We start from the raw sequence: 17,913 nt of genomic DNA on the forward strand, positions 1-17,913 counted from the left end.
GGAGCGGATGATGCGGGACGCGAAGATCACGCAGATCTACGAGGGGACCAACCAGGTCCAGCGGATCGTGATGGCCCGCAACCTCCCGTAACCCGCCCCGAGGCGCACCGGCGGCCGGGCCCGTGAGCGGTCCGTCCGCCGGTGCCGGCCCTCGGCGTGGATGTTAGGTTCCGGTCAATGAGCGAGAAGGAAGAGCAGGACCAGCCCATGAATGACGGGCCCTCGAAGCCGGCGATGCGCGAGGCGCTGGTGGCCGCGGCCTTCGAGCTCTTCCTGGAGCGAGGCTTCGAGCAGACGACCATCGACGACATCGTCTCGCTGGCCGGCGTCGGCCGGCGCTCCTTCTTCCGCTACTTCCCGGCGAAGGAGGACGTGGTCTTTCCCGACCACGAGCGCAGCCTCGCCGAGATGACGGAGTTCCTGGACTCCGGCAGTGGTGAGGAGGACCCGGTCAAGCACGCCTGTGACGCCGCCCGCCTGGTCCTGCGGATGTACGCCGAGCAGCCCTCCTTCTCCGTCCAGCGCTACCGCCTGACCCGCAAGGTGCCCGGCCTGCGGGCGTACGAGCTGTCCGTGGTCTGGCGCTACGAGCACACCCTCGCCGCCTACCTGCGCGGCCGCTTCGCCGACCGCCCGGACGGCCCGCTGCGCGCGGACGTGATCGCCGCGGCCGTCGTCTCCGCGCACAACCACGCCCTGCGCACCTGGCTGCGCTCGGGCGGGGAGAGCGACTGGGTGGCCGAGGTGGACGCGGCGATGGCCTTCGTCACCGGCACCTGGAGCGACCGCCCGGCCGAGACCGCCACCGAGGACGAGTCCGACGACGTCGTGGTCCTGGTCGCCAGCCGCCGGGCGCCGCTGTGGCGGATGGTCCAGGGCATCGAGAGCGCCCTGGGCACCGACGCCCGCCAGGTCTGACGGGGCCCGCCGGGCGGTCGGGCTCGCCGCATCCGGGGCCGGCCCCTCGGCCGTCGCGGTGACCAGGAGCACCTGTCAATGCGATGGTGGACCGCCAACTCGCTTTCTGTGGGCGAGACTTCGGCGGAAGTCGGACGCGTGACCTGCGGGGGCCCGTCGGCGTCCGGGCCGCCGGCCAACTGTTCCCGTGCATCCCAGTCGACGCCTGCGGGAAGTGGGGCGAAGCGGCGGCCCGCGGCGGGGGGCTCGATCAGGACGGGGAGCGACGTTCGTCTGCTCCAGCCGACTGATCCTCGGAGATAGGCATACGAACTGCATTCCCGCTGGTAGGGGCGGCGTTTCTGACGGGGCGTGAGGCCGGGCCGGGCGTGGCGCCGCTTGCGACCGGATGCGGGCCGTGGCTGTCTGAATCGCGGCGGGGCCGACCGGCGCCGCCACCGGATCCGGAAAACTCCGTGGAGGAGATCTTCATGCGTGCTCTCAAGCGAGTCGTGGCCGTCGGTGCCCTCACCGTCCCGCTCGTCGTCGGCTGCGCAGGCCTGGCCTCGGCCCAGGAAGGCCTGGACGCGTCCTTCGGAAAGGGCCAGTTCATCGCCAACGAGAACGGCGCCGGTGTCGCCGGCACCCAGTCCTCCGTCGGCCCCGACGGGCTCTCGCACGCCGACTTCTGGATCTGGGCCGACGAGACCGGCGTCTACGGCTCCTTCACGGGTGCGGGCGCCACCTGGCAGCAGGGGTGACCTAGCCTGCGGATCCCCTCGGAGCCCCCGCGGGCTCCGAGGGGATCTTCCTGCACCTGAAGAGGGCCGAAGCCGAAAAGCAGAAAGGCCCCAGATGAACTGGGGCCTTCCATTGGTGTCCGAGGGGGGACTTGAACCCCCACGCCCGATAAAGGGCACTAGCACCTCAAGCTAGCGCGTCTGCCATTCCGCCACCCGGACCGGGTGTCGTCCTCGCGGCTTCCGATCTCTCGTCCGTCGCGCTGACAGATGTAACTGTAGCAAAGATCGGCTTGGGGCCCCAAAACGGTTTCCGGCGGGCGAGCGCAGCCGGTGGCGGGGGCAAGAGGCGGCGTGTGGCGGTGGCGTGACCAGGGGGTTTCGGGAGCGTGCGGGGGGTGGATCGGGATCCGGGGCTGGGGGAGGATGGACGGACGTGCTCGTACGGCCCGGGTGCAGGTCCTGGGGGTGGCGCGCTGGTGCGTCGGTGCGGGCCCAAGACGAGGAGTGACCGTGAGCGAGCGGAGCGAGTCGGCGGCGCCGAAGGTGACGGCTGAGTCGGAGGTCGCCGAGATCTGTCGCGATCTGATCCGGATCGACACCAGCAACTACGGGGACGGCTCCGGCCCGGGTGAGCGGAAGGCGGCCGAGTACGTGGCCGAGCAGCTCGCCGAGTTCGGGCTCGAACCGAAGATCTTCGAGTCGGCCAAGGGCCGGGCCTCGACCGTGGTCCGGATCGAGGGCGAGGACCGTTCCCGTCCGGGCCTGCTGATCCACGGCCACACCGACGTGGTGCCGGCCAACGCCGCGGACTGGACCCACGACCCGTTCGGCGGCGAGATCGCGGACGGCTGCGTCTGGGGGCGCGGCGCGGTCGACATGAAGGACATGGACGCGATGACCCTGGCCGTCGTCCGCGACCGGCTGCGCACCGGGCGCAAGCCCCCGCGCGACATCGTGCTGGCCTTCCTCGCCGACGAGGAGGCCGGCGGCACCTACGGTGCGCGCTTCCTGGTCGACAAGCACCCGGGGCTGTTCGAGGGCGTGACCGAGGCGATCGGCGAGGTCGGCGGCTTCTCCTTCACGGTCAACGACCAGGTCCGCCTCTACCTGGTGGAGACGGCCGAGAAGGGCATGCACTGGATGCGCCTGACGGTCGAGGGCCGGGCGGGCCACGGCTCGATGGAGAACGACGACAACGCGATCACCGAGCTGTGCGAGGCGGTCGCCCGGCTCGGCCGGCACCAGTTCCCGCTGCGGATCACCAAGACCGTCCGGGCCTTCCTGGACGAGCTGTCGGACGCGCTCGGGGTCGAGCTGGACCCGGAGAACATGGACGAGACGCTGCGCGTGCTCGGCGGCATCGCCAAGATGATCGGCACGACGCTGCGCAACACCGCCCAGCCGACCATGCTCGGCGCCGGCTACAAGGTGAACGTGATCCCCGGTCAGGCCACCGCGCATGTGGACGGGCGCTTCCTGCCCGGCTACGAGGACGAGTTCCTGGCCGAGCTGGACAGCGTGCTCGGCCCGCGTGTGAAGCGCGAGAGCCTGCACTCGGACAAGGCGATCGAGACCGGCTTCGACGGCGCCCTGGTCGAGGCGATGCAGACCGCGCTGCGTGCCGAGGACCCGATCGCCCGCGCGGTGCCGTACTGCCTGTCGGGCGGGACGGACGCCAAGTCGTTCCAGGACCTGGGCATCCGCTGCTTCGGCTTCGCGCCGCTCCAGCTGCCGCCGGAGCTGGACTTCGCCGGGATGTTCCACGGTGTGGACGAGCGGGTGCCGGTGGACGGTCTGAAGTTCGGCGTCCGGGTGCTGGACCGTTTCATCGACGCCTGCTGAACCCCTGATCAGGCGACTGGGTCGGCCCGTTCCCGCAGTGCCGGGGGCGGGCCGACCGCATTGTCCGAGCTGATGATTGTGAGACAGGAAGAAGGAGATCGACAGAATCGATTCTGCCGGGAATTCCAAGCTGATCACTTGTACGAGACCTCACCGTTGCGGGTGAATGGGAGATTCGCTCCGTACCCCGTTTGCCGCAGCGTCGTTCATTCCTGTGCAGCCCGCCGAACGGGTTGCGTTGTCCATACAGGAGGAATGATGAAGGTCAAGAAGATCGCCGCTGTCGCCGCCGCCACCGGTGGCCTGGTGCTCGCCGCCGCCGGTGTCGCGTCCGCTCACGCCGGTGCCGAGGGTGTGGCCGCCGGCTCCCCGGGCGTCCTCTCGGGCAACCAGATCCAGGTTCCGGTGCACGCCCCGGTCAACATCTGCGGCAACACCGTGAGCGTCGTCGGCGTGCTGAACCCGGCGTTCGGCAACCACTGCGTCAACTCCTGAGTCAACCTCCGGGCCGTCGAGGCCTGTTGAGCGGACTCAGCCCGGCCCCCGGGCGGCGGATGTGCCGCACCGGGGGCGTTCGCGTTCCCCGGCGATCCGGTGCGGGCCGGACTTGCTCCGGCCGCCCCTGGCGGTCGCCGGATACACGGGATCCGACGTGATCGCTCGATCGGGTGAAGTCGATTCGCTCGGCTCAACCTCCCCGTTGGCCCCTCGTTAACCCGTATGCAGCCGAAGCCCTTGCGTGATTTACGGATATACCGAAATTCCGACTTGTTCGAAGGTTCATGTCAAGGCCAACACGTCGTCTCGAAATGTCAGGGGAAAACATGAGGAATGTAGCCAAGAAGGGGATCCTCACGGCCGTGGCCACCGGCAGTGTGCTGGCCTCGGCCGCCGGCTACGCCTATGCGGGGGGAGCCGAGGCGCAGGGGGGTGCCACCGGTTCACCCGGCATCGTCTCGGGCAACTCGGTGCAGGTGCCGATCGAGGTGCCGATCAATCTCTGCGGAAACACGATCGACGTGATCGGCGCGCTGAACCCGTCGTTCGGCAACCGCTGCGCCAACGTCAACCACGGCGGGAGTCACTCGGCACCCAAGCCCGCCCACAGCGGCCGGCCCGACGGCGCCACCGGCGGTGGTGGCGCCGGTGTCGACAGCTCCAGCACCGGCGGGGGCTGGGGGACCACCACCATCCCGGGCGCCGGCGCCTCCGGCGTAGCCACCGGCTCGGCGGGTGTGATCTCCGGAAACCAGATCCAGGCGCCCGTGCACGCCCCGGTCAACGTCTGCGGCAACGCGGTGAACGTGGTCGGCGTCGCCAACCCGGCCTTCGGCAACCACTGCGCCAACGTGGAGAAGGCCCCGCCGAAGCCGCCGGCCGAGGGCTGCGCCGAGGCGTGCCCGACCCCGCCGCAGACCTCCGCCGAGGAGGTCCCGGGCGTCCCGCGCAACGGCGGCCCGGCCACGGCGCCCGCCGTGGCCAGTCAGAGTGCCCAGGCTCCGGTCGCCCAGCTGGCCTCCACCGGTGCCGGTCAGGTCGAGCTGCTCGGTGCCGCCGGTCTCGCACTGCTGCTCGGTGGCGGCGTGCTCTACCGCCGGGCCCGGGCCGGCGCCCGCTGACCCGGCCGACCGGGGACCGGGGTGCGCGCTGAGCCGGACCCGCGCGCACCCACCGTAGGAACGACGCATCCGCGGCCGCCGAGTGAACGGGCGGCCGCGGATGCGTGAAGGCTCGGTGCGAGTCCTGCCCGGGGCCGCGGCGCCCCGCCCGTCACCAGCTCCGGACCTGCCGGATGATCCGCCGCTTCAGCCGGACCGTCCGGCTGCCGTCGGGGAACAACCTGAGCCGGTCGAGCTCCCAGTGCCCGTACTCGGCGTGCTCGGTGAGCAGTTGGCGCGCCGCGTTGCGCGTGGTGCCGCGCGGCATGCGCAGGGACTGGTACTCGTACTCCGGCTGCCGGACCGGCTTCCGTGGGGTCAAAACGCTCCTCCTGGGGATCACCTTCAGGCAAGCCTACGGCCTGCCCCGGACAGTCGGCCCGGGTATTTCCGGCCGTCCTCCCGTGCGGAGGCGGCGGCCCGAAGGAGTGTGACCCGGGACGGTCGACTGACAGGGCATCAGTTCCGTTGTCGCTGTGGAGGGGATACCCCTGTCCCGGCGCGCGAAGCGGCACCCGGACGGCCCCGGTGGGTCCGGTGCGCGTCCTCCGCGCCCGCTTCGCGCCGGAGCCGTGGGGGACGAAAGGGTGTGGATCGGACATCAGGGGGGAAGTTGCGGTGAAATCGCGGGTGTAGGTGACAACCGCTGTGCGTACCGACACTGCGGGGAGATAGCGTCTGCACCATGTCTGATGCCGCGCAGCCCACCATTGCCGAGGTACGCGCCGCCGCTGAGGCGGTCAAGGCCGCCATCGACCGTCATCTGGAAGCGGTGTCAAGCCCCAACGCAGCCGATGATCCCGCCGTTTCCGCCGCCTACGAGCAGCTGGCGACGGCGGCCATCGCCTACGACCAGCTCCTGTACGAGGCCTACGACGAGGTGACGCCCTTCGAGATCCCCGGGGACGAGGGCCCCGGCGGGTACCACGGCCCCGAACAGCCCGAGGCGATCAGCGTGTTGATCCGCCGCGACTACCACGTCGTCGACTCCGAGCGGCTGCGTGCCCAGGCCGAGCGGCTCGACGAGTCGCTGACCCCGGGCGGCGCCGGTGCGGGCGGGGTGAACGCCGCGATCGGCGTGCTGTTCGGCGAGTACGAGCCCGACGAGATCGCCGCCCGCAGCGAGGAGTTCGGCCTGGAGGAGGCCGACTCGACGCTCTGGGTCGCTGCCACCGAGCCGACCGAGCCGGGCGAGTGGCTGCCCGAACCCTTCGAGCACGCCGATCCGCAGCTGCTGATCTGCCGGTTCGACGTGAGCGAGGTCTACGACGACGAGGACCCGGACGACTGAAGCCGTCCAGGACGCACGACGGGCGGGCCCGGGACCACCGGGGCCCGCCCGTCGTGCGTTCCGCCCGGCAGGCCGCCGCAGCGGGGCCGGCCGGAACGGCCGTCAGTACGCCGAGGCGGTGGCGTTCTCGGCGAGGACCGCCCGCAGCCGGGTGGTGCGCGGCTGCGCCGGGCGCTCGGCGACGGCTTGGGCGAGCGCCGGGCCCGCCGCGTGCACCACGGACAGGTGCCGCTCGCCGCGGCCGAAGGCGGTGTAGACCCACTGCCGGGTGAGCGCCGGGGCGGCGTCCTCCGCCAGCACCACCACCGCGCCCGGCCAGCGCCGGCCGAGCGCCTGGTGGACGGTCAGCGCCCAGCCGTGCCGCAGCCGGGAGGCCTCGGCCGGCGGAACCGTCCGGCGCGAGCCGTCCGGGTACTCCAGGTGCAGACCGGTGGCGTCGCCGTCCAGCACCCGGGCCGGGCGGGTGAGGCCGGGGGCGGGGGAGTCGACCACCCGGTCGCCCGGGTCGAAGCCGCCGAACCGGCCGGGGCCGGGGTTGAGCCGGGCCTTGGCGGCGGCGTTCAGCGCGCGGGTGCCGGCCGGGCCGCCGTGGCCAGGGGTGAGCAGCACCACCTGCTCGACCGGGATGCCGAGCGCGCGCGGGATGGAGTCGGTGAGCAGCTGGATGGCGCGGTGGACGGCCTCGCCGGCGTCCTTGGCGGTCAGGATGACCACCTCCTTGTCCGGCGCCTCGACCGGCTGGAGCTCGCCGATGCCGACGCCGGAGACCAGCTCGCCGATCGGGCCGAAGTCCGGGGTGCGGGAGGCGACCGCCGGGCAGGCCTTGGCGGCCAGCAGGTCGGCGAAGAACCGGCCGGGGCCGGCCGACCAGAGCTGGCCCGGGTCACCGCTGAGCACCAGGCGGGTGCCGTCGGCCAGCGACTCCAGGACGGTGGCGGCCAGTTCGACGTCCAGCAGCGGGGCGTCCAGCACGACCAGCAGGTCCAGGGCGAGTGAGCCGTCCGGGGCGCGGCCGGGGCCGGCGGCGCCGGAGAGCAGCTCGGCGAGGGTGACCACGGAGGCCCCGGCGTCGGGCCCGGCAAGTGCGGCGAAGGAGTTCCGGCCCTGGTCGGTCCAGGTGGCGGCCCAGGCCCGCAGCCCGAGGCCCCGGGCGGCGGTGACCAGCGCGGCCGGCTCGGCGCGGGCCGCCTCGCCTCCGGTGTGCAGCACCAGGGCGTGCTCGCCGACGGCCTTGATCAGGGCGGCCGCGGAGGAGGACGGCGCGGACTCGGCGGCGGCCGCCCAAGCGGCCGGGCCGGGGCTGACGGGGGTCTGCTCCGCGGCGTCCGCGGCATTCGCGTCGGCCCGGGTCTCGTCGGCCCCGGTCACGTCGGCGTCGGCGTTGGCGGCCTCGTCCGCGTCCTCGCTCCCGTCGGCGTCCTCGCCCGGTACGAAGGTGGCCATCAGCTGGAGCAGCTTCTCGGCGAGGCTGTCCTCCGCCATCGCCAGCCCCTCCAGTGCGAGCAGCGTCCGGGTCGGGGCCTCGTCCTCCTCGCCGCCCGCCGCGTGCGCCTCGGCGCCGGTCAGCTCCTCCTGGAAGGGCAGCACCCGCCCGTCCTGGACGGCGGCCTGGATCGCGGCGGCCGGGTCGGGCATCCGGAGCCGGCCCAGCCCGGCCGCCACCTCGGCCAGTTCCAGTGCGGAGTGCCCGCGCAGCGCCGCCTGCTCCAGCAGCCACGGCACCAGCGCCCGGGCGCGGCGCTCGTCGCCCGGGCCGGCCTCGGGGCCGAGCAGCTCACGGGCGAAGCCGTCCGCGTGCTCGGGCCGGACGCCGGGCAGGCCCAGCACCGCCCACGGGTCCTCGCGCAGCCGCTGGGGGGCCTCCTCGCCGAACTCGGCCACGGCGGCGGCCGCCAGCTCGGGCGGGGCGCCGCCGGCGGTCAGCACCTCGGCGGTGGCGCGGAGCGCGTCGCCGTGCGGCCGGTGGGGCACCGCCGCCACCGGAGCAGCCGGGGCGGCCGGGGCGGCCGGACCGCCTCCGCCCGTGGCGTCCGCCACGGGAGCCTCCGGCCCCGACGGCTGCCGCACCGGTTCCCGCGGTGCCGAAGCGGCGGGCTCCGGCCCCTGCCCGCCCATGCTCCGCACCCGCTGCGCCAGCTCCGCGAACTTCGCCGCCTTCTCCTCCGGGGTCAGCTGGGCCCCGGCGGTCACCTCCGGAGCGCCGTTCCCCGTGTCAGTCATCGTCGTCCGCTCCAAAGGTCACTCCACTGCAGGTTCTGCTCGACAACCCGGGCCCGGGGTCACAGCTCGGTCCACCCCTGGTCCGGGTAGCGGTGCACCGGCGACGAGATGTCGTCCAGCGCACCACGGATCTCATCCGGAAGCGTAAGCGCCTCCACCGACAGCGCCGCCTGCAGCTGCGCCACCGTCCGGGCCCCGACCAGCGCACTCGCCACCCCGGGCCGGTCCCGGACCCAGGCCAGCGCGACCGCCAGCGGGCTGCTGGCGAGCCCGTCGGCGGCGGTGGCGAGGGCGTCCACGATCCGCCGCGAGCGCTCCCCGAGGTACGGCTGGACGAACCCGGCCAGGTACGGCGTGGCGCCGCGCGAGTCCTGCGGGACGCCGTGCCGGTACTTGCCGGTGAGCACCCCGCGCCCGAGCGGCGAGCCGGCCAGCACCCCGACCCCGGCGTCCAGCGCGGCGGGCAGCGCCTCCCGCTCGATGCCGCGCTGGAGCAGCGAGTACTCCAGCTGCGCCCCGGCCAGCGGCACCCGCCCGTGGTGGGCGCGCTGCCAGGTGGCGGCCTTGGCGAGCTGCCAGCCGCTGAAGTCGCAGACCCCGGCGTAGCGGGCGCGCCCGGAGGTGACGGCGATGTCGAGGGCGCTGAGCGTCTCCTCGACCGGGGTCGCCGGGTCGAAGGAGTGCACCTGCAACAGGTCGACGTAGTCGGTGCCGAGCCGGCGCAGCGAGGCGTCCAGGGCGGCGAGCAGGTGGCCGCGCGAGCCGTCGAAGCGGCGGGCGGACTCGGGGACGCTGCCGGCCTTGGTGGCGATGACGAGCTCGGAGCGCGGGATCAGGTTGTCGGTGAGCCGGGAGAGCAGGTACTCGGCGCCGCCGTCCGCGTACACGTCGGCGGTGTCGATCAGGTTGCCGCCGGCGTCGACGAACTCCTTGAGCTGCTCGGCGGCCTCGTGCTCGTCGGTGTCGCGGCCCCAGGTCATGGTGCCGAGGCCGAGCCGGGAGACCTGGAGGCCGGTACGGCCGAGGTGACGCTTTTCCATCGGACGGGCCCTCCACTGGCCGGTGGCCCCGGGAGGCCCGGCAGCCCTGTGAACGAGCAGGTGGGGAGAGCGCTCCCCACGTCGGCTGAGCGTAGCGGCCGGTGCGCGGACAGGGGTGCAGACCCGCAGAACGATCACTGCGGCGCAAACGCGGGGAGTGTGACCCAGCCCACCCCTACCGGTCAGTAGCATGACCGGCGCAGGCGTGGTTACCCTCGCCACAACCCCAACCCACTGGAAGGTGCGGCAGATGCGACTCGGGATCAACCTCGGCTACTGGGGACTCGGCATGGACGCCGACAACATCGCCGTGGCCCAGGAGGCGGACCGGCTCGGCTACGCGGTCTGCTGGGCGGCGGAGGCGTACGGCTCGGACGCCGCGACGGTGCTCAGCTTCGTCGCCGCGAAGACCGAGCGGATCGACGTCGGCTCGGCCATCTTCCAGATCCCGGCCCGCACCCCGGCCATGACCGCGATGACCGCCGCGACCCTGGACACCCTGTCCGGCGGCCGGTTCCGGCTCGGCCTCGGCGTCTCCGGCCCGCAGGTGTCCGAGGGCTGGTACGGCGTGAAGTTCGACAAGCCGCTCGCCCGCACCCGCGAGTACGTGGAGATCATCCGCAAGGCGATGTCCCGCGAGCGCCTGGTGCACGAGGGCACGCACTGGACGCTGCCACTGCCCGGCGGCCCCGGCAAGCCGATCAAGCTCACCGTGCACCCCGTGCGCGAGCACATCCCGCTGTACATCGCCGCGATCGGCCCGAAGAACCTGGAGCTGACCGGCGAGATCGCCGACGGCTGGCTCGGCATCTTCTTCTCGCCCGAGCACGCCGCGCTCTCCCTCGACCCGCTGACGGCCGGCCGCGCCAAGGCGGGGAAGACGCTGGAGGGCTTCGACCTCTGCCCGACCGTGAACCTCGCGGTCGGCGAGGACATCAAGGCCGGCGTCGACGCCCTGCGCTCGTACGCCGCGCTGTACATCGGCGGCATGGGCAGCAAGGAGAAGAACTTCTACAACCAGCTCGCCCGGCGGATGGGCTACGAGCAGGCCGCCGACGAGGTCCAGGAGAAGTACCTGGCCAGGGACTACGCGGGCGCCGCGGCCGCCGTCCCGCACGACCTGATCGACGCCACCTCGCTGATCGGCGACACCGCCCGGATCGCCGACCGGATGCAGGCCTACGCCGAGGCGGGCGTCAGCACGCTCACCCTGGCCCCGGCGGGGTTCACCCTGGACGAGCGGATCCAGGCGCTGCGCACCGGCGTCGAGGCGCTGGAGCGCGCCGGACTGGCCTGACCGGACGGCGGACGGGCAAGCGGCACTACAGCCAGTCGTGCCGCTTGAACACCCGGTGCAGCACCAGGCAGACCACCAGCATCAGCACCAGCACGGCCGGGTACCCCCAGGACTGGTGCAGCTCGGGCATGTCGTCGAAGTTCATGCCGTAGATGCCCGCGATCATGGTCGGCACGGCGGCCAGCGCGGCCCAGGCCGAGATCTTCCGCATGTCGTTGTTCTGCTGCACGCTGACCTGCGCCAGGTTGGCGCTCAGGATGTCGGACAGCAGCCGGTCCATGCCGTCGACCTGGTCGTTCACCCGGGCGACGTGGTCGGCGACGTCCCGCAGGTAGGGCGCGGTCTCGGTGCGGACGAGGCGGGCGCCGCGCTCCAGGGACAGCATCGGCTCCAGCAGCGGGCCGGTGGCCCGGCGCACGGACATCACCTGGCGCTTGTAGCCGTAGATCCGTCCGGCGGTGTCGCGGCCGACCCGGCCCGGGGAGAAGATGTCCGCCTCCAGCTCGTCCAGCTCGCTCTGGAGCGCGGTGGTCACGTCCATGTAGCCGTCCACGATGGTGTCGCAGACCGAGTGCAGCACCGAGCTGGGCCCGTAGCGCAGCAGTTCGGGCTCCTGCTCCAGGGCGGCCCGCAGTCCGCCGAGCGGGCTGTCCTCGCCGTGCCGGACGGTCATGACGAAGTCGGGGCCGAGGAAGACCATCACCTCGCCGACGGTGACGACGCGCCCGCCGGGGTCGTAGCCGAGGGTCTTCAGGGCGACGAACAGCGAGCCCTGGTAGGCCTCCACCTTGGGGCGCTGGTGGGCGCTGATGGCGTCCTCGGCGGCCAGCGGGTGCAGCGCGAACTCCTTGCCGACGTGGTCGAGTTCCTCGGCGGTGGGCTCGAACAGGCCTATCCAGACGAAACCGTCAGGACCGGCCGCGCGGGCGGCGGCGAGCGCGCCGGCCAGGTCCTCGGGGGCCTCGATCCGGCGGCCGTCGTGGTAGGCGGCGCAGTGGACGATCATGCGGGCCATTGTCACCCGAGCGGGGCCGTCCGGTACGGATGCGGGTGGTACCGGTCCACGGGCCCGCAGCGGCCGGGCCGGCCGCCGGGCCGGGCGGAGAACCGGGGCCCACGGCCGGGCCCGGAGGCCGTAGGCTGACCCCATGCCCACCCTGCTGCTCGTCCGCCACGGCCGCTCCACCGCGAACACCGCCGGAATCCTGGCCGGTTGGACGCCCGGCGTGGACCTCGACGACACCGGGCGCGCGCAGGCTGCCGGGCTGGCCGGCCGGCTGGCCGGCATCCCGCTGGTGCAGGCGGTCAGCAGCCCGCTGGAGCGCTGCCGGCAGACGCTGGAGCCGCTGCTGGCGGCCCGGCCCGAGCTGGGCCCGCCCGCCGAGGACGAGCGGCTGGGGGAGTGCCACTACGGAGAGTGGACCGGCCGCCCGCTGGCCGAGCTGGCCAAGGAGCCGCTCTGGCGCACCGTGCAGGACCACGCCGCCGCGGCCGCCTTCCCCGGCGGGGAGTCGCTGCGCGAGCTGAGCCACCGTACGGTGGACGCGGTGCGCGAGTGGAACCAGAAGATCGCCGCCGAGCACGGCGAGGACGCGGTCTGGATCGCCTGCTCGCACGGGGACGTGATCAAGGCCGTGGTGGCCGACGCGCTCGGGCTGCACCTGGACCACTTCCAGCGCATCAGTGCCGAACCCTGCTCCGTCACCGCGATCCGCTACACCCCGCAGCGGCCCTTCGTCCTGAGGATGGGCGACACCGGCGACCTCGCCCCGCTCGCCCCCAGGCCCGGCCCGAGCGCGGCCACCCCGGCCGGCGACGCGGTGGTCGGCGGCACCGCCTGAGGCCCGCCGCCGACGGGCCGCCAGGGGCGGCACCGTCCGGTTCCCCGGGTGCCACCCCCGCCCGCGGCCGTCGGCTCGGCTCCCCGGCCGGAGCCCGAAGGTCGTAGGGTGACTAACGAGTCCATCCGGCCGCGGTCCGCCCCCGGCGGAACCGCGCCGACCGACATGATCCGGAGCGAGAGCGTGCCCCGTCAGGTCTTCTTCTACGACCAGCCCGAACGGTTCGTGGCCGGCACCGTCGGCCAGCCCGGCGCCCGGGCTTTCTACCTTCAGGCCAGCGCCCGGGGCCGGATCACCAGCGTGCTGCTGGAGAAGACCCAGGTCGCGGCGCTCGCCGAGCGCATCGAGGAGGTCCTGGACGAGGCGCTGCGGCGCAGCGGCGGCGACGCCGCCATCCCGGCCGCCGCCCCGAAGGACCTGCTCGACACCGCTCCGCTGGACCTCCCGCTGGAACAGGAGTTCCGGGTCGGCACCATGGCCCTGGCCTGGGACAGCATGGAGAGCTGCCTGGTGGTCGAGGCGCAGGCGCTGATCGAGGACGAGGAGGAGGACGCCGCCGAGGCGGTCTTCACCGACGACGAGAACGGCCCGGACATGCTGCGGGTGCGGCTGTCCGGCGCGATGGCCCGGGTCTTCGCCAAGCGCGCGCTCGACCTGGTCGCGGCCGGCCGCAAGCCCTGCCCGTTCTGCAACCTGCCGCTCGACCCGGAGGGCCACCTGTGCCCGCGCGCGAACGGCTACCGGCGCTGAACACCGACACCCCACCGCAGGCCGATCCGACGGCCGCCGCCGCGCTGGCCGCCGACGTGCCCACCGCCCTCGCGCTGCTGCGCCAGGGCGAGCTCACGGTGCACGGCCGGCTCACCGAGGCCTCCAACGCCGCGCTGTACTGCACGGTGGCGCACGGCTCGCTGAGCGCCCAGGCCGTCTACAAGCCGGTGGCCGGCGAGCGCCCGCTGTGGGACTTCCCGGACGGCACGCTGGCCGGCCGGGAGGTCGCCGCGTACGAGCTGTCCGCCGCGACCGGCTGGGCGCTGATCCCGCCCACCGTGCTGCGCGAGGGTCCGCACGGGCCCGGCATGGTGCAGCTGTGGGTCGAGCCGGACCCGCGGGCCGAGCCGCTGCTCGCGCTCCAGGACCCGCGCGGCCCGGAGTCGGGCTGGCTGCCGATCGTCCGGGCCGAGGTCGAGGGCGGGCGGACGGCCCTGCTGGTGCACCACGACGACCGGCGGCTGCGCCGGCTCGCCGTACTGGACGCGGTGCTCAACAACGCCGACCGCAAGGGCGGCCACCTGATCCCGGCAGCCGACGGCCGGGTGTACGGCATCGACCACGGCGTCACCTTCAACACCGAGGACAAGCTGCGCACCCTGCTCTGGGGCTGGGCCGGCGATCCGCTGCCCACCGAGGCGCTGGAGGTGCTGGCCCGGCTGGCCGAGCAGCTGGACGGCGAGCTCGCCGAGCGCCTCGCACCGCACCTGACGGCGGCCGAGCTGGACGCGACCCGGGCCCGGGTGGCCGGGCTGCGAGGCTCCGGCCGGCACCCGCTGCCGCCCGAGGACTGGCCCGCGATTCCCTGGCCGCCGGTGTAGCCGGGGCGTCGGAGGCCGGACCGTCCCGGAGACCGGCGCCGACGGGGGCCGGGCCGCCGGCCCTGGAACACCGGTGGTCTGGACCTGCGCTCGAAAACGGCAGCAGATGGTCTGGACCTGTCCCCGGAACAGGTCGCACACTGCTCCGATGGATGTGCGACGGACCACCCCCACCCCCCGAACCACGCCGGACCTGCCGTTGCACCGGTTACAGGTCCCGCTGCCCCAGCTGCTCCCCTTCGCCATCGGCGGCTTCGACGCGATCGGCCCGCTCTCCCGGGCCGGCTTCCCCCACCGGCACTCGTTCTACGAGATCGTCCACGTCACCGGCGGTCACGGCGCCCACGTCCTGGACCTCGTCCACCGGCCGCTGGCGCCACCGCAGTTGTGCGTGATCACTCCGGGTCAGGTGCACTACTGGGCGGACACCGAGGAGCTGGCCGGCCGGGTCGTCCTGTTCAACGAGGACTTCCTGCTCGGCCACCCCCAGGACCTCGCCGCCCTGCGGGCCCTGGCCACCCGCCCGGCCCTCGCGCTCGGCGACCAGGCCGACGCGATCGCCGCACTGCTCGCCGACATGGAGTACGAGTACCGGACCAGGGCGCCCGGCTATCAGGGTGTGCTGCGGGCCAGCCTGCACATCCTGATCGTCCGGGCGCTGCGCGCCTGCGCCCCGGCCGGCCGTCCGGCGGTGCCCGGTCGTTCGGCCGAAGTGGCCGCCGCCTTCACCCGGTTGATCGCCCGGCCGGGCGGGGTGCGACACTCGGTGGCCTCCACCGCGCAGGAACTCGGGGTCTCCCCGGGGCACTTGCAGACCCTGGTGAAGCAGGCCACCGGCCGCACCCCCGGCGGGCTGATCCGCCGCCAGCAGACCCTGGAGGCCAAACGTCTGCTCGCCTGCACGGATTTGACGATTCGTCAGGTATCCAAGGAGGCGGGCTTCGTCGACCCGGCGTACTTCTGCCGGTTCTTCCGCCGGGAGACCGGGATGACCCCGGGGGAGTTCCGGGCCAGGGTCGACGGAAATCACCACGATCCCCGGATCATGTCCATCGCGGTGGCGCCGGACGGCCCGTAACTTTGCTGCTGGCCACCGGTGGCCGGTCCGGCGCGCGAGGACGGGCCGACCGGTCCGGTCCTTGTCATGCCCCCACCATGGCAAGGGCCGCCCCCACCCCCGCCTCACGAGAAGGAGACGGCGCATGCCCACGTCCGACGGCATGATCAGCCGCAAGACCGTCCTGAAGGCCGCCGCCGCGCTGGGGGCTGCCCCGCTGCTGGTCGGCGGCGGAGTCGCACTGGCCCGGGACCAGATCGGCAACGGCGAACCGCTCGGCCTCACCCCCGAGTGCCACGACGGGGACGCCCCCACCGTCGAACAGACCGAGGGGCCGTACTTCAAGCCCAACTCCCCGCTGCGCAGCTCGATGGTCAACGACGGCCCCGGCACCCGCCTGGTCGTCAGCGGCTACGTCTTCGGCCGCGCCTGCCGGCCCATCTCCGGCGTGCTGCTGGACTTCTGGCAGGCCGACGACGGCGGCAACTACGACAACAGCGGCTACACCTTCCGCGGCCACCAGTTCACCGACGCCAACGGCGCCTTCAAGCTGGACACCATCGTGCCCGGCCTCTACCCGGGCCGCACCCGGCACATCCACGTCAAGCTCCAGGCCCCCGGCCGCCCGATCGTCACCACCCAGTTGTACTTCCCGGGGGAGCCGCGCAACAGCACGGACACCATCTACGACGCCCGGCTGCTGATGAACGTCCGCCAGAACGGCCAGACCCGCGAAGGCAGCTTCGACTTCGTGCTGAACGTTCCGCAGACCACGCCGAGCCCGACGCCCACGCCCACCGCCACCTCCACCGGCGGCCCCACCACGCCGCCGGGCGGCACCTGGGCCCCAGGGGCCTCGTACAACGCGGGCGACCGCGTGACCTACTCCGGCGCCTCCTACACCTGCCTCCAGGCGCACACCGCCATGGTGGGCTGGGAGCCGCCGAACGTGCCGGCCCTCTGGCAGCGGTCGTAGCTGCTCCGGCCGCGCGCCCGAGGGGCCGGGCGCCCGGTCGGCGGCAGGGCCGACCGGGCGCTCAACCATGCCCGGACCCGGGCCGGGTTCCGCGCGATACCAGTCGGGAAACCGTCGGGCAATGGCAGGAAGCGAATCCAGTCGATCTTTCGTACTGGTTAGGCTTTCAAATGTTCGCAAGGTTAAAGTTGTTTCCATGCATGCCTGGCCCGCCTCCGAGGTTCCCGCCCTGCCTGGTCAGGGGCTCCCCCTCCGTATCCACGACACCGCAGCGGGCACAGTCCGGGAGGTCGTGCCGCAGGACGGCACCGCCCGGATCTACGTCTGCGGCATCACCCCCTACGACGCGACCCACATGGGCCACGCCGCCACCTACAACGCGTTCGACCTGGTGCAGCGCGTCTGGAAGGACGCCGGCCACGACGTCCTGTACATCCAGAACGTGACCGACGTCGACGACCCGCTGCTCGCCCGTGCGGTGGAGACCGGCCAGGACTGGACCGTCCTGGCCGAGCGCGAGACGGCCCTGTTCCGCGAGGACATGACCGCACTGCGCATGCTCCCGCCGGCCCACTACATCGGCGCCGTCGAGTCGATCCCGTGGATCGTCCCGATCGTCCAGAAGCTGCTGGCCTCCGGCGCCGCCTACCAGGTGGACGGCGACATCTACTTCTCGGTCGACGCCGACCCGCACTTCGGCGACGTCTCCGGCCTCACCCGCGAGGCCATGCGCCCGGTCTTCGCCGAGCGCGGCGGCGACCCGGACCGCCCGGGCAAGCGCAACCCGCTGGACGCCCTGCTCTGGCTGGCCGCCCGCCCGGGCGAGCCCGCCTGGGACACCGAGCTCGGCCACGGCCGCCCCGGCTGGCACATCGAGTGCGTCGCCATCGCGCTGCAGTACCTCGGCATGTCCTTCGACATCCAGGGCGGCGGCAGCGACCTCTCCTTCCCGCACCACGAGATGGGCGCCGCGCACGCCCAGGTCGCCACCGGCACCCACCCGTACGCCAAGGCGTACGTGCACGCCGGCATGGTCGCCCTGGACGGCCACAAGATGTCCAAGTCCCGCGGCAACCTGGTGTTCGTCTCGGCGCTGCGCCGCGAGGGCGTCGACCCGGCGGCGATCCGCCTGGCGCTGCTCTCGCACCACTACCGCGCGGACTGGGAGTGGACCAAGAGCACCCTGGACGAGGCCGTCGAGCGCCTCGCCCGCTGGCGTGCCGCGGTCTCCCGCCCGGACGGCCCGGCGGCCGAGCAGCTGCTCGCCGAGGTGCGCGAGGCGCTCGCGAACGACCTGGACGCGCCCGCCGCGCTGGCCGCGGTCGACCGCTGGGCGGACCGGCAGGAGGCCGAGGGCGGCACCGACACCGGTGCGCCCGGCCTCGTGACCCGCACCGTGGACGCCCTGCTCGGCGTCGCGCTGTAACCCCGCACCACACGCCGAAGGGGCGTCAGGACC

The 17,913-nt window shown here is 73.3% G+C and carries 18 protein-coding genes and 1 tRNA gene; 14 read left to right on the forward strand and 5 right to left on the reverse strand.

Annotation, left to right across the window (positions count from 1 at the left end; genetic code table 11):
* The 3 genes from ACIRRH_RS13720 to ACIRRH_RS13730 form a co-directional block, all read left to right on the forward strand.
* Nucleotides 1–91, forward strand: a 91-nt coding sequence (locus ACIRRH_RS13720; RefSeq protein WP_144385854.1) for an acyl-CoA dehydrogenase family protein, incomplete at its 5' end; no start/stop codon positions are given.
* A gap of 143 nt (nucleotides 92–234) precedes the next feature.
* Nucleotides 235–918, forward strand: coding sequence for a TetR family transcriptional regulator (locus ACIRRH_RS13725; protein ID WP_403066815.1), 684 nt, complete (start codon nucleotides 235–237; stop codon nucleotides 916–918).
* A 470-nt stretch (nucleotides 919–1,388) separates the two neighbouring features.
* On the forward strand, nucleotides 1,389–1,658 hold the full coding sequence (locus ACIRRH_RS13730) for a hypothetical protein (protein ID WP_403066286.1): 270 nt from the start codon (nucleotides 1,389–1,391) through the stop codon (nucleotides 1,656–1,658).
* 113 nt (nucleotides 1,659–1,771) lie between these two features.
* Here ACIRRH_RS13730 and ACIRRH_RS13735 read toward each other — a convergent pair.
* Nucleotides 1,772–1,859 (reverse strand) — tRNA-Leu (locus ACIRRH_RS13735).
* A gap of 291 nt (nucleotides 1,860–2,150) precedes the next feature.
* Between ACIRRH_RS13735 and ACIRRH_RS13740 the strand changes: the two genes are divergently transcribed.
* The 3 genes from ACIRRH_RS13740 to ACIRRH_RS13750 all read left to right on the forward strand — a co-directional run bounded on the left by ACIRRH_RS13740 (nucleotide 2,151) and on the right by ACIRRH_RS13750 (nucleotide 5,101).
* Nucleotides 2,151–3,482, forward strand: coding sequence for a M20/M25/M40 family metallo-hydrolase (locus ACIRRH_RS13740; protein WP_403066288.1), 1,332 nt, complete (start codon nucleotides 2,151–2,153; stop codon nucleotides 3,480–3,482).
* Nucleotides 3,483–3,740: 258 nt separating this feature from the next.
* Nucleotides 3,741–3,977 (forward strand): chaplin, encoded by a 237-nt coding sequence (locus tag ACIRRH_RS13745; protein WP_403066290.1) that lies wholly within the window; start codon nucleotides 3,741–3,743, stop codon nucleotides 3,975–3,977.
* A 365-nt stretch (nucleotides 3,978–4,342) separates the two neighbouring features.
* Complete coding sequence (locus ACIRRH_RS13750; protein ID WP_403066292.1) at nucleotides 4,343–5,101, forward strand: chaplin; 759 nt, start codon at nucleotides 4,343–4,345, stop codon at nucleotides 5,099–5,101.
* A gap of 151 nt (nucleotides 5,102–5,252) precedes the next feature.
* On the opposite strand, the gene ACIRRH_RS13755 is transcribed toward ACIRRH_RS13750, so the two are convergent.
* A complete protein-coding gene (locus ACIRRH_RS13755; protein WP_224285495.1) occupies nucleotides 5,253–5,462 on the reverse strand; it encodes a DUF5703 family protein in 210 nt (69 codons plus the stop codon).
* Between the two features lie 363 nt (nucleotides 5,463–5,825).
* On the opposite strand from ACIRRH_RS13755, the gene ACIRRH_RS13760 reads away from it, so the two are divergent.
* The gene (locus ACIRRH_RS13760) at nucleotides 5,826–6,431 is read left to right on the forward strand and encodes a hypothetical protein (protein WP_224285494.1); all 606 of its coding nucleotides are present in this window, start codon (nucleotides 5,826–5,828) and stop codon (nucleotides 6,429–6,431) included.
* Between the two features lie 102 nt (nucleotides 6,432–6,533).
* On the opposite strand, the gene ACIRRH_RS13765 is transcribed toward ACIRRH_RS13760, so the two are convergent.
* Nucleotides 6,534–8,651, reverse strand: coding sequence for a helix-hairpin-helix domain-containing protein (locus ACIRRH_RS13765; RefSeq protein WP_403066294.1), 2,118 nt, complete (start codon nucleotides 8,649–8,651; stop codon nucleotides 6,534–6,536).
* A 59-nt stretch (nucleotides 8,652–8,710) separates the two neighbouring features.
* Nucleotides 8,711–9,691, reverse strand: coding sequence for an aldo/keto reductase (locus ACIRRH_RS13770; RefSeq protein WP_403066296.1), 981 nt, complete (start codon nucleotides 9,689–9,691; stop codon nucleotides 8,711–8,713).
* A gap of 250 nt (nucleotides 9,692–9,941) precedes the next feature.
* Between ACIRRH_RS13770 and ACIRRH_RS13775 the strand changes: the two genes are divergently transcribed.
* Nucleotides 9,942–10,988 (forward strand): LLM class F420-dependent oxidoreductase, encoded by a 1,047-nt coding sequence (locus tag ACIRRH_RS13775; protein WP_403066298.1) that lies wholly within the window; start codon nucleotides 9,942–9,944, stop codon nucleotides 10,986–10,988.
* Nucleotides 10,989–11,013: 25 nt separating this feature from the next.
* Here ACIRRH_RS13775 and ACIRRH_RS13780 read toward each other — a convergent pair whose 3' ends face one another.
* A complete protein-coding gene (locus ACIRRH_RS13780) occupies nucleotides 11,014–11,994 on the reverse strand; it encodes a magnesium and cobalt transport protein CorA (RefSeq protein WP_403066300.1) in 981 nt (326 codons plus the stop codon).
* Nucleotides 11,995–12,136: 142 nt separating this feature from the next.
* On the opposite strand from ACIRRH_RS13780, the gene ACIRRH_RS13785 reads away from it, so the two are divergent.
* From ACIRRH_RS13785 to mshC, 6 genes are all read left to right on the forward strand, one after another.
* A complete protein-coding gene (locus tag ACIRRH_RS13785) occupies nucleotides 12,137–12,829 on the forward strand; it encodes a histidine phosphatase family protein (RefSeq protein WP_403066302.1) in 693 nt (230 codons plus the stop codon).
* Between the two features lie 183 nt (nucleotides 12,830–13,012).
* Nucleotides 13,013–13,579, forward strand: coding sequence for a DUF3090 domain-containing protein (locus ACIRRH_RS13790; RefSeq protein WP_224282337.1), 567 nt, complete (start codon nucleotides 13,013–13,015; stop codon nucleotides 13,577–13,579).
* 44 nt (nucleotides 13,580–13,623) lie between these two features.
* The gene (locus ACIRRH_RS13795) at nucleotides 13,624–14,421 is read left to right on the forward strand and encodes an SCO1664 family protein (protein WP_403066817.1); all 798 of its coding nucleotides are present in this window, start codon (nucleotides 13,624–13,626) and stop codon (nucleotides 14,419–14,421) included.
* 148 nt (nucleotides 14,422–14,569) lie between these two features.
* Nucleotides 14,570–15,499 carry an AraC family transcriptional regulator gene (locus ACIRRH_RS13800; RefSeq protein WP_403066304.1) on the forward strand — a complete coding sequence of 310 codons (930 nt, stop codon included), beginning with the start codon at nucleotides 14,570–14,572 and terminating at the stop codon, nucleotides 15,497–15,499.
* Nucleotides 15,500–15,623: 124 nt separating this feature from the next.
* The gene (locus ACIRRH_RS13805) at nucleotides 15,624–16,454 is read left to right on the forward strand and encodes a carbohydrate-binding protein (RefSeq protein WP_403066306.1); all 831 of its coding nucleotides are present in this window, start codon (nucleotides 15,624–15,626) and stop codon (nucleotides 16,452–16,454) included.
* Nucleotides 16,455–16,650: 196 nt separating this feature from the next.
* Nucleotides 16,651–17,880 (forward strand): cysteine--1-D-myo-inosityl 2-amino-2-deoxy-alpha-D-glucopyranoside ligase, encoded by a 1,230-nt coding sequence (mshC, locus tag ACIRRH_RS13810; RefSeq protein WP_403066308.1) that lies wholly within the window; start codon nucleotides 16,651–16,653, stop codon nucleotides 17,878–17,880.
* Nucleotides 17,881–17,913 lie beyond the last annotated feature (33 nt).

Source organism: Kitasatospora sp. NPDC101235, from assembly GCF_044767505.1.
Taxonomy (GTDB): Bacteria; Actinomycetota; Actinomycetes; order Streptomycetales; family Streptomycetaceae; genus Kitasatospora.